This window comes from Actinomadura fibrosa, from assembly GCF_900659615.1.
Lineage (GTDB): Bacteria > Actinomycetota > Actinomycetes > Streptosporangiales > Streptosporangiaceae > Spirillospora > Spirillospora fibrosa.
This window is the reverse complement of sequence record NZ_CAACUY010000263.1, coordinates 1-11,318: the sequence shown is the minus strand read 5'-3', so window position 1 is coordinate 11,318 and position 11,318 is coordinate 1. Positions and strand designations below refer to the sequence as shown.

The window sequence follows — 11,318 nt, the reverse complement described above, 5'->3', positions numbered from 1 at the left end:
CGCCCGTCGCGCGGCCGCCGCAGCCCCGGCCGCCGTCCCGGCCGGAGCCCCGGCAGCAGGCCAGGCCGCCGCGCCGGGGGCCGAGCATCGACCGCAACCCCAGCCAGGTCATCCGAGTCGCGCCGAAGACCCTCCGGATCGGCCGCGCCGCCGACAACGACGTGGTCCTGTCCGACCTGGTCGTGTCGCGGTACCACGCGGAGCTGCGCACGCTCGGCCCGGGCCGGCACCAGATCGTCGACCTCGGCAGCCACAACGGGACGTACGTCAACGGCACCCGCGTCGACTCGGCGGAGCTGTCCGAGGCGGACCTGCTCGGCATCGGCCACGCCACGTTCCGGCTGGTCGGCGAGGAGCTCCAGGAGTTCGTCGACACCGGCGACGTGTCGGTGGCGGTCCAGGGGCTCACCGTCCGGACGCCGGAGGGCAAGGTGATCCTGGACGGGGTCGGCTTCCCGATCCCGGAGCGGTCCCTGGTCGGCGTGATCGGGCCGAGCGGCGCGGGCAAGTCGACGCTGCTGGGCGCGGTGACGGGGATGCGTCCCGCGACGGAGGGAACGGTCCGCTACGACGGCCGCGACCTCTACACCGACTACGACGAGCTGCGGCACCGGATCGGGCTCGTCCCGCAGGAGGACATCCTGCACACCCAGCTCGCGACGCGGCAGGCGCTGCTGTTCGCGGCGGAGCTGCGGTTCCCCGGCGACACGCACAAGCGGGAGCGCGAGCAGCGGGTCGACGAGGTGCTGGAGGAGCTCGGCCTGACCGCGCACGCCCGCACCCGGATCGACCGGCTGTCGGGCGGGCAGCGCAAGCGGGTGAGCGTCGCGCTGGAGCTGCTGACCAAGCCGTCCCTGCTGTTCCTGGACGAGCCGACCTCCGGCCTCGACCCGGGGCTCGACAAGACCGTCATGGAGATGCTGTCGGAGCTGGCGCACGACGGCCGGACGGTCATCGTCGTCACGCACAGCGTCGCGAACCTGGACTCCTGCGACCGGCTGCTCGTCCTCGTGCCGGGCGGGCGGCTGGCCTACTACGGCCCGCCCGCCGAGGGCCTGGAGCACTTCGGGAAGCGGACGTGGGCCGAGGTGTTCCAGGCGTTCGACCGCGAGCCCGACCGGGACTGGGCGACGGAGTTCCGCACCTCGGCCCGGTTCGAGCGGTACGTCGCGCAGGGCCTGGACGGGGACGCCGGCACGGTGGACGACGCCACCCCGCCCGCCCCGCCGCCCGCGCAGCAGTCCAAGCTCGCCCAGCTCAGCACGCTCTGCCGGCGCTACCTCGCGGTGATCTCCTCCGACCGCAGCTACCTGGTGCTGCTCGGCGTGATGCCGCTGATCCTCGGCGGGCTGATCGCGGCGATCCCGGCGAGCAAGGGCCTCGCGGGCGATCCGGGTACCAACGCCGACGCGCCGTCCAAGCTGATGGTGATGGCGTTCGCGGCGTGCTTCGCCGGGACGGGCAACGCCGTCCGCGAGCTGGTCAAGGAGATGACCATCTACCGGCGGGAGCGCGCGGCGGGCCTGTCGGCCGGGGTGTACCTGATGTCGAAGCTGCTGGTGCTCGGCGTCATCACCGCGCTCCAGGCCGTGGTGATCGTGGTGATCGGCACGATCGGGGTGAAGCTCCCGGCGGAGGGCACCTTCACGTCCCCGCTGGTCGAGCTGATCCTCGCGATGGCGCTGCTCGGCTTCGCCTCGATGGCGATGGGCCTGCTCGTGTCGGCGTCGGTGAACAGCTCGGAGAAGACGCTGCCGCTGCTGATCGTCCTGTCGATGGCGCAGCTCGTGCTGTCGGGCGGGCTGGTGCGGCTCACCGGCCTGCCGGGGCTGGAGCAGCTCGCCTGGCTGGCGCCGTCCCGCTGGGGCCTCGGCGCGGCGGCGGCGACCGTGGACCTCGACACGATCGCGCCGCACTCGGGCGCCAACGACCCGCTGTGGAAGCCGGAGCCGAGCGTCTGGGCCCTGGACATGGGCGTCCTCGCGGTCCTCGCGCTGGTCTTCATCCTGGTGGCCTGGTTCCGCCTGTACCGGCAGCGTCCCCGCCGCCGCTGATCCCGCCCCCGGCCGGGGCCGGGCCGATCCGGGCGGTCCGTCGCGGACTCACCTCGAAGATCCGGGGTAGGGCCGGTGCTATGGACAGCGCCAACTTCTCCGGCGAGGCCGTTCCGGTGCACGCCGACATCACCCTTCGCGTCAACGGCAGGGAACGTGCGCTCGGCGTGGACACGCGCGCGTCCCTGCTCGACGTCCTCCGCGAGGATCTCGGGCTCACCGGGTCGAAGAAGGGCTGCGACCACGGCCAGTGCGGCGCGTGCACCGTCCTGCTGGACGGACGCCGCGCGAACTCCTGCCTGGCCCTCGCGGTCGCCCACGACGGCGCGGACGTCGTCACGGTCGAGGGGCTCGCTGCGGAGGGTGAGCTGAGCCCCGTCCAGGAGGCGTTCATCGAGAACGACGCCTTTCAGTGCGGGTACTGCACGCCCGGGCAGCTCTGCTCGGCGACCGCGGTGCTGGACGAGGCGGCGCGGGGCTGGCCGAGCACCGTCACCGCGGACGTGTCGTCCGACCCGGTGCTGGACGACGCGGAGATCAGCGAGCGGATGAGCGGGAACCTGTGCCGCTGCGGCGCCTATCCCGGCATCGTCGCCGCGGTGCGGCAGGCGGCGCTGCGGCACCGTGAAACGGCGGAGAGGACGGACGCATGAGGCCCTTCGCGTACGAGCGGGCGACGACCGCCGAGGACGCCGTCGCCCGGCACGCGGCCGGCGACGGTGGCGGCAACGGCAGGGGCGGCACCGCGTACCTCGCCGGCGGCACGAACCTCGTGGACCTGATGCGGCTCGGCGTCGCGCAGCCCGCGCGGCTGGTGGACGTCCGGCGCCTCCCGCTCGACCGGATCGAGCTCGACACGGACGGCGGGCTCGTCATCGGCGCCGCCGTGACCAACAGCGACCTCGCCGCCGACCGGACGGTCCGCGAGGGCCATCCGGTGCTCGCGGAGGCGGTCGTCGCGGGGGCGTCCGGCCAGATCCGCAACCTCGCGACCGTGGGCGGCAACCTGCTCCAGCGGACGCGCTGCCCCTACTTCCAGGATGCCGCGAAGCCCTGCAACAAGCGGAACCCCGGAAGCGGCTGCCCGGCCCGCGAGGGCGAGCACCACAACCTGGCGGTCATCGGGCACTCGGCGGCGTGCGTCGCGACCCACCCGTCCGACATGGCGGTCGCGCTGGCGGCGCTGGGCGCGTCGGTCCGGATCCGGAACGCCGAGGGGGAGCGGACCGTTTCCCTGGACGACTTCTACCGGCTGCCCGGCGGCGAGCCGGAGTGCGACACGGTGCTGGAGCCGGGCGAGCTGATCACGGCGGTCGAGGTGCCGCCGCTCGGGATGCCGTCGCGCTACCGCAAGGTCCGCGAGCGGGCGTCGTTCGCGTTCGCGCTGGTCTCGGTCGCGGCGGCGTTGGACGTGGACCGCGGCGCCGGCGGCGGCGGCGCGGCCGGCGGGGAGGCGGGCGGCGGGACGATCCGCGACGTCCGGCTGGCGCTGGGCGGCGTCGCGCACCGGCCGTGGCGGGCGCGGCGGGCCGAGGACGTGCTGCGCGGCGCGCCCGCGACACGGGAGTCGTTCCTACGCGCCGCCGAGGCCGAGATGGAGGCCGCCGAACCGCTGCGCGACAACGGCTACAAGGTGCCGCTGGCGCGCAACCTGATCGTCCGGACGCTGACCGAGCTGGGGGAGGGGTCATGACGGTGCTCGACCGGGTGGAGGGCCGCGAGAAGGTCACCGGCACGGCGCGGTACGCGTTCGAGTACCCGGTGGACGGCGTCGCCTACGCGGCGGCGGTCCAGGCGGACGTCGCGCGCGGCGAGGTCACCGCCGTGGACGTGCTGTCGGCGCGGGAGCTGCCGGGCGTGCTCGCCGTCCTGTCGTGCGTGGACGCGCCCCGGCTCGAACCCGTCCCGGACGGGGAGCTCGCGCTGTTCCAGTCCGCGAGGGTCTCCTACCGCGGCCAGTTCGTCGCCGCGGTGGCCGCGGAGACGCTGGAGACCGCGCGGGAGGCGGCGCGGCTCGTCCGGGTGGAGTACGCGCCCGAGAGCGCCGACGTGGTCCTCCGCGCCGACCATCCCGGCCTCTACAAGCCGGAGAAGGTGAACCCCGCGTTCCCGACCGACACCGAGCAGGGCGACCCGGAGGGCGCCTTCGCGGCGTCCGCCGTGCGGGTGGACGCCACGTACCGGACGCCGGCGGAGCACAACAACCCGATGGAGCCGCACACCACGGTCGCGCGGTGGAACGACGACGGGTCGCTCACGCTCTGGGACTCCAACCAGGGCGCGACGCCCGTCGGGGAGACCATCGCGAAGGTCTTCGGCCTCGGCGCCGACCAGGTGCACGTGGTGTCGCCGCACGTCGGCGGCGGGTTCGGCTCGAAGGGGACGCCGCGCCCGAACGCCGTCCTCGCCGCGATGCTCGCGCGGGCCGCGCGCCGCCCGGTGAAGTTCGCCGTGCCGCGGCAGCAGATGTTCGCCACCACCGGCTACCGGACGCCGACGATCCAGCGGATCCGGCTCGGCGCCGACGAGGACGGGCGGCTGAACGCGATCGTCCACGACGTGGTCGAGCAGACCTCCACCGTCCGCGAGTTCGCCGAGCAGGCCGCGACGCCGACCCGGGTCATGTACCAGGCCCCGAACCGGCGGACGTCGCACCGGCTGGTGCGGCTGGACGTCCCGACGCCGTCCTGGATGCGGGCGCCCGGCGAGACGCCCGGCATGTTCGCGCTGGAGACCGCGATGGACGAGCTGGCCGTCGCGGCCGGTGTCGACCCGGTCGAGCTGCGGATCCGCAACGAGCCCGACCGCGAGCCCGAGAGCGGCCTGCCGTTCAGCTCCCGCAACCTCGTCGCGTGCCTGCGCGAGGGCGCTGACCGGTTCGGCTGGGCGGGCCGCGACCCGGCGCCCGGCGTCCGCCGCACCGGCCGCCTCCTGACCGGGACGGGCGTCGCCGCGTCCACCTACCCGGCCTACCTGCGGCCGAGCCGCGCCACGGCCCGCGCCGAGCCGGACGGCACCTACACCGTCCGGCTCGCCGCCGCCGACATCGGCACCGGCGCCCGCACCGCGCTGACGCTGATCGCCGCCGAGGCGCTCAAGGCCGACGCCGCCGACGTCCGGGTGGAGATCGGCGCGAGCGACCTGCCCGGGGCACCCGTCGCGGGCGGCTCCGGCGGGACGGCGAGCTGGGGCACCGCCGTGGTCCGCGCCTGCGAGGCGCTCGCCGGGCGGCTGAACGGCGGCGCCGTGCCGCCCGGGGGCGTCGAGGCGTCCGCGGACACCACCGAGGAGGTCAAGGGCCGCGAGGACTACGCCCGGCACGCGTTCGGCGCGCAGTTCGCCGAGGTCGCGGTGGACGTGGACACCGGCGAGGTCCGCGTCGCCCGGATGCTCGGCGTCTTCGCCGCGGGCCGCATCGTCAACGCGAAGACGGCCCGCTCGCAGTTCGTCGGCGGCATGACGATGGGGCTCGGCATGGCGCTGATGGAGGAGTCGTCCATGGACGAGCGGTTCGGCGACTTCGTCAACCGCGACCTCGCCCAGTACCACGTGCCCGTCTGCGCGGACGTCCGCGACGTCCAGGCCGACTGGATCGAGGAGAGCGACCCGCACCTCAACCCGATGGGGACCAAGGGCATCGGCGAGATCGGGATCGTCGGCGCGGCCGCGGCCATCGCGAACGCCGTCCACCACGCGACGGGCGTGCGCGTCCGCGAGCTGCCGATCACGCCCGCCCGGCTGCTCCCGAGACTGTAGGCACTTCGCGGAGCCGCCGCGGGGCGGCGGCTCCGGGGACGCGCCTGACCGGCGGGGTGTTCCACTGGCCGAAAATCCGGCGGGCCGAGGTGACGCAGGACACGTTCCGGGGTATCGATCACTTCGCTCGGGGGCCGCTTCCCACCCCGCGAGGTGATCGCCGTGTACCAGCAGGTCCTCGATCCCGTGGCCGACTCGCTCGGCTGGAGCTCCCTCGTCGCCGCGCTGCCGCTGGCGGTGCTGTTCGTGCTGCTCGGCGGCGTCCGCATGCGCGCCTGGCAGGCGTCCCTCATCGCCCTGGCGGTCGCGCTGGCCGTCGCCGTCTGGACCTACGGGATGCCCGCCGACCAGGCGCTCCTCGCCGGCGCCGAGGGCGCCGCGTTCGGCTTCTTCCCCATCCTGTGGATCGTCATCAACGCGATCTGGGTCTACAACATGACCGTCGAGACCGGCCACTTCGACGTGCTGCGCCGGACGTTCGCGCAGGTCAGCGACGACCGCCGGATCCAGGCGATCCTCATCGCGTTCTCCTTCGGCGCGCTCATCGAGGCGCTCGCCGGCTTCGGCACCCCGGTCGCGGTCACCTCCGTCATGCTGATCGCGCTCGGCTTCGAGCCGCTCAAGGCCGCCGTCGTCGCCCTCACCGCCAACACCGCGCCCGTCGCGTTCGGCGCGATGGCCACCCCCGTCCTCACGCTCGGCAAGGTCACCGGCCAGGACAGCGACACCCTCGGCGCCATGGTCGGGCGGCAGACCCCGATCCTCGCCGTCTTCGTCCCGCTCGTCCTCGTCCTCATCGTGGACGGGCGGCGCGGGCTGCGCGAGACCTGGCCCGCGGCCGTGCTCTGCGGCGCGGCGTTCGGGCTCGCGCAGTACGGCACGTCCAACTTCGTGTCGGTGCCGCTCGCCGACGTCGTCGCCTCGCTGGTGTCCGCCGCCGCCGTCGTGGCGCTCGTCCGGCTGCGCCGCCCGCACACCCCGCCGCGGCCCGCCGTCGTGGCCGGCGGCGCCGCCGACGAGCCCACCCCGGAGTTCGCCGCCCGGGTCGAGCGCGCCGGCTCGGGCGCGGAGTCCGCCCCCGACTCCCGCGCCGACGTCGTCCGCGCCTACGCCCCCTACGCGATCATCATCGCGGTGTTCGTGGTCTGCCAGATCGACGGGGTCAAGGACCAGCTCGACCGCGCGACGCGGACGTTCGGCTGGCCCGGCCTGCACCTGACCAGCGCCTCCGGCAAGCCGCTGGCGTCGGTCACGTTCACCCTCAACTACCTGACCACGCCCGGCACGCAGATGCTCGTCGCGGGCCTGCTCACGATGGCCGCGCTCGGCGTCGGGTTCGGGCGGGCGCTGCGCGCCTACGGCGCGACCCTGAACCAGCTCAAGTGGGCGATCCTCACCGTCATGGCGGTGCTGGCCCTCGCCTTCGTGATGAACGCCTCCGGGCAGACGATCACGCTCGGCACCTGGATGGCCGGGGCGGGCGGGGCGTTCGCGCTGCTGTCGCCGATCCTCGGCTGGCTCGGCACCGCGGTCACCGGCTCGGACACCTCGTCGAACTCCCTGTTCGGCGCCCTCCAGATCACCGCGGCGGAGAAGGCCGACCTGTCCCCGGTGCTGATGGCCGCGACGAACAGCTCCGGCGGCGTCCTCGGCAAGATGGTGTCACCGCAGAACCTCGCCATCGCCGCGGCGGCGGTCGGGCTGGACGGGCGCGAGGGCGACATCTTCCGCCGCGTCGTCCTCTGGAGCCTGCTGTTCCTGGCCGGGATGTGCGTGCTGTCGGGACTCCAGTCCACCGGCGTCCTCGACTGGATGGTGCCCTGACCTTCCCCGCTCCGGGGCTCAGCGTCCGGCGGGCTCCGGGGCGGGACTCCGGTCCGGAGGATGCGGGGCCCCGCTCCCCTGGGCGCCCTCCGTCTCCAGGAGGTGCGCGGCCTCCCACACGAACGGGCGCCGGGCCCGGGCCCAGGCGTCCCAGGCCGCGACCAGCCCGTCCAGGACGAGGAGCAGCAGGCCGGCCGCCACGGTGGCCGCGCCGAGGAACAGCCAGCCGAGCGCCGTCCCGCAGGCCCGCGGGACGGCGGCCCGCGCCGGCGAGCGGGCGGTGAGCAGCACGGCGAGCGCCCCGACCACCGCCAGGCACGCCCAGGCGGCGTGCCGGGTGCCGAAGAAGGAGATCACGTATCCGCTGGCGAACGCGCCCAGCGGCACGGCGCTGCCCGAGAAGAACCGGCTCGCGCCGATGATCCGCGCGAGCATCTCCTTCGGGACGTGCTGCGCCTGGTAGACCGCCATCGAGACGTTGACGTGCGCGCCGGTGAACCCGATGCCGCCCCAGACCAGCGGCAGCGTGACCAGCAGCCAGGGCGGGGACGCGGTGTCGGCGGCGCCGAGGACGAGCAGCAGGGCCACCCATGCCCAGACGCAGCACAGCAGCATCGCGGGCGGGCGCAGCCGGGCGAGCAGCCGCGGCGCGACCGCGGCGCCGAGCACCCCGCCGATCCCGGACGTGGCGAACAGCAGCCCGATCGCGTAGCCGGGCAGGCCCTCCTGCCGGGCCAGCAGCAACAGCAGCAGCGCGATCGTCTGGTACAGGAAGTTGGTGACCGTGCAGCTGATCATCGCGCGGCGCAGGAAGTGGCGGTGCCAGAGGTGGTGCAGGCCCTCGCGCAGGTCGCCGAGCAGGTCGCGGGCGCCGGCCGGGCGGCCCGCCGGGCGGTGCGGCCCGGCGGTCCGCACCCGGGCGAGGGTGCCCATGGCGAACAGCGAGGTCAGCGCGTCGAGGAGGAACGGCAGCCCGCGCGCCACCCCGAACAGCACGCCGCCCAGCGGCCGGCCGAGCAGGTCGGCGCCGTGGATCCGCGCCTCGTTCTTGGCCATCGCGTCGTACAGGCGGCGGTCGGGCGGCACGAGGCGCGCCAGCAGCGTCGTCTCGGCGGTCGTGTAGAAGACCGAGCAGACGCCCTGCGCCGCCGCCGCGACCGGCAGCAGCAGGACGGGCGCCCCGAGCAGCAGCACCGAGCCGAGGAGCAGCACCGACACCGACGCCCGGACGGCCTGCCCGGCCATCATCACGCGGCGCTGGTCGAGCCGGTCGATCAGCACCCCGGCGGGCAGGTGCAGCAGGATCCGCGGCAGCGTGCCGGCGGCCGTGACCCACCCGGCGAAGACCGGGGAACCGGTGAGCGAGAGCGTCAGCAGCGGGATCGCGAGCGCCGCGTTCATGATCCCGAGTTGGGACACGGCGGATCCGCGCCAGAGCAGCCGGAATTGGCGTTCCCACTGCGGAACGACGCTTTCGGCCACCTTTCCGAAGCCCCCCAGTGCGGGCGGTTGTCCGGGGGACCGCGCGCGTAGTGTCCAGTACGGGTTCGACTCGCCTGCCGACGAGAATGCCCGCGCCGGAGCGACCCATGCTAGCCACCCGGGTCACGCCGACCCCATATCTTCCTCAGGTTGGCGAACCTTGAGCGTTTTGTTCCTTTTAACCGAATATATTCGTCCGATATCGGCCGTGAATTCCGGCTACCCGGGAATTGGGACGTTCCTCGTCCGCAGGGATGTTCGGCCGCGTACTGGACACGCTTCGCATTCCACCCGGAACTACTGGCGGTAGCCCTCCACCTCACCCGCGGGACGCACCTGGGCCTCATCCGGATCCTGGCCGGCGGACAGGCGGGCGCGCCGCTGGCGCAGCAGGTCCCAGCACTGGTCGAGGGCGACCTCAAGATCGCGCAGGCGGGCCCGCGCCTCGGCGTCGCCGGTCTCGGCGTGCTCGTGCGCCCGGCGGAGCTCGTGCTCCTCGTCGACCAGATCGCGGATGCGGCCCAGTATCGCCTGCTCGTCCATGACGTGCCTCCCGATGACGTTTTTCCCGCGCGTTGCGGTCCCGAAGGTGAGAACAGGTGAGATCGTGGCATATACGCGGTCGCCCGGATAGGGCGTCCCCCTCCGGGAGGCGAGGGAGCGGATGACGGTCTGGCGGATCACCGGCGGGGAGGGCGACTCCGGCGCCGACGTGCCGCGCCCGGATCGCGCGGCGCCCCGGTACGACCGCGTCGAGCTGGACTCCGCGCTCCTGCGCATCGCGTCCGGCACCGGCTCGTCCTGGCTGCGGGTGACCGGCGACGTCGACGTGTCGAACGCTCCCGCGCTGACCCGGGCCCTGCACGCGGTCCGCGACCGGACGCCCGGCGACCTCCACGCCGACCTCGGCGGGGTCGAGTTCATCGACGTGGCGGGGCTGCGGGCGCTCATCGACGGCGCGGACGACCTGGCGGAGGACGGCAGGCTGCTCGTGCTGCACTCGGTCCCGCCGCACATCGACCGGCTCTTCCGCCTCATCGGCTGGGACGAGACGCCCGGCCTGCTCCTCCACTGCGCCGCCCGCACCCCCTGAGCGCACGGGCGCGGCGTCCCGGCGAGGTACGGGGCGAAGCGTGCTCGCGGCGGCGGGCCGCGCCGGGTTCCGCGGCGGCCCGGCGGCGGCTCAGCGGGCCGGGTCGAAGGGGACGCGGCGGAACTCGACCGCCAGCAGCGTGACGTCGTCGCGCCGCTCGTCGGCGCGGAGCGCGGCGACGGCCGTGTCGCACAGCTCGTCGAGCGTGCGCTGCGGGCCTTCGAGGCGGGCGCGCAGGAAGCCGAGCCGGGCGTCGATGTCCTGGTCGGGACGTTCCACGAGGCCGTCGGTGCACATCACCAGCCGGCTGCCCGGCTCGATCTCGGCCTCCACCGCGCCGAACGGCAGCCCGCCCACGCCGATCGGCACGCCGGACGGCAGCGGCAGGAAGCGGCTCTCGCCGTCCGGGTCGATGAGGATCGGCGGGATGTGCCCGGCGTTGGCCGTCAGCAGCACGCGGGTCCGCGGGTCGTAGACGGCGTAGAGGCAGGTGGCGAAGCAGCCGTCGCAGAGCGTGCGGGCGATGTCGTCGAGCTTGCGCAGCAGGTACTGCGGCCGCAGGTCGAGCGAGGCGAACGCGCGGATGGCCGTGCGCAGCCGGCCCATGGTGGCGGCGGACCGCCAGCCGTGCCCCATCACGTCGCCGACGGTCAGCGCGACCCGGCCGCGGGGCAGCGGCAGGGCGTCGAACCAGTCGCCGCCGACCTGCGCGCCGGGGCTGCCGGGCAGGTACCGGTGCCGGATCTCGACGGGCGGCAGCTCGGGGATCGCGCTCGGCAGCAGGCTGCGCTGGAGCTCCTGGGCGGCGCGGGACTCGCGGGCGAGCAGCGCGGCGTCGGCGATGCAGGTCGCGCCGCGCCGTGCGACCTCCTCGGCGACCGCGAGGTCCTGGGCGGACGGGGTCCGCCGCCGGTGGCCGAGCAGCAGCGCGCCGACGACGGCGCCGCGCGCGACCATCGGGACGACGGTCACCGCGGTCGCGCCGGCGAACGGGCGCAGCGCCGGCTCGCCGAAGTCGGCGGCGCCGTCCTCGCACGGCAGGTGGAGCGGTTCGGCGGCGTCCAGCGCCCCGGCGAGCAGGCTGCCGGGGGCCAGCCGCACCGGCGCCT

Annotated in this window: 9 protein-coding genes; 6 read left to right on the top strand and 3 right to left on the bottom strand. The window is 74.6% G+C overall.

Annotated features, from left to right (window positions below):
* The 5 genes from E1300_RS41895 to E1300_RS41875 form a co-directional block, all read left to right on the top strand.
* Positions 1–2,054 (top strand): ATP-binding cassette domain-containing protein (locus tag E1300_RS41895; protein ID WP_131762843.1); only part of this gene is annotated, 2,054 nt, incomplete at its 5' end.
* Positions 2,055–2,134: 80 nt separating this feature from the next.
* Entirely contained in the window at positions 2,135–2,707 is a 573-nt protein-coding gene (locus E1300_RS41890) for a (2Fe-2S)-binding protein (protein ID WP_242619746.1), read from the top strand.
* On the top strand, positions 2,704–3,747 hold the full coding sequence (locus E1300_RS41885) for an FAD binding domain-containing protein (RefSeq protein WP_131762842.1): 1,044 nt from the start codon (positions 2,704–2,706) through the stop codon (positions 3,745–3,747). Before E1300_RS41890 ends, E1300_RS41885 begins: the two co-directional genes overlap by 4 nt.
* Positions 3,744–5,810, top strand: a complete 2,067-nt coding sequence (locus E1300_RS41880) for a xanthine dehydrogenase family protein molybdopterin-binding subunit (protein WP_131762841.1) — start codon at positions 3,744–3,746, stop codon at positions 5,808–5,810. Before E1300_RS41885 ends, E1300_RS41880 begins: the two co-directional genes overlap by 4 nt.
* A gap of 162 nt (positions 5,811–5,972) precedes the next feature.
* A complete protein-coding gene (locus E1300_RS41875; RefSeq protein ID WP_131762840.1) occupies positions 5,973–7,634 on the top strand; it encodes an L-lactate permease in 1,662 nt (553 codons plus the stop codon).
* 18 nt (positions 7,635–7,652) lie between these two features.
* Here E1300_RS41875 and E1300_RS41870 read toward each other — a convergent pair whose 3' ends face one another.
* Both E1300_RS41870 and E1300_RS41865 read right to left on the bottom strand, forming a co-directional pair.
* On the bottom strand, positions 7,653–9,116 hold the full coding sequence (locus tag E1300_RS41870; protein WP_165503235.1) for an MFS transporter: 1,464 nt from the start codon (positions 9,114–9,116) through the stop codon (positions 7,653–7,655).
* Positions 9,117–9,413: 297 nt separating this feature from the next.
* Entirely contained in the window at positions 9,414–9,659 is a 246-nt protein-coding gene (locus tag E1300_RS41865; RefSeq protein ID WP_131762838.1) for a DUF2630 family protein, read from the bottom strand.
* A gap of 121 nt (positions 9,660–9,780) precedes the next feature.
* Between E1300_RS41865 and E1300_RS41860 the strand changes: the two genes are divergently transcribed.
* A complete protein-coding gene (locus E1300_RS41860) occupies positions 9,781–10,209 on the top strand; it encodes an STAS domain-containing protein (RefSeq protein WP_131762837.1) in 429 nt (142 codons plus the stop codon).
* 90 nt (positions 10,210–10,299) lie between these two features.
* Here E1300_RS41860 and E1300_RS41855 read toward each other — a convergent pair.
* On the bottom strand, positions 10,300–11,318 hold a 1,019-nt coding region (locus tag E1300_RS41855), incomplete at its 5' end, for a PP2C family protein-serine/threonine phosphatase (RefSeq protein WP_131762836.1).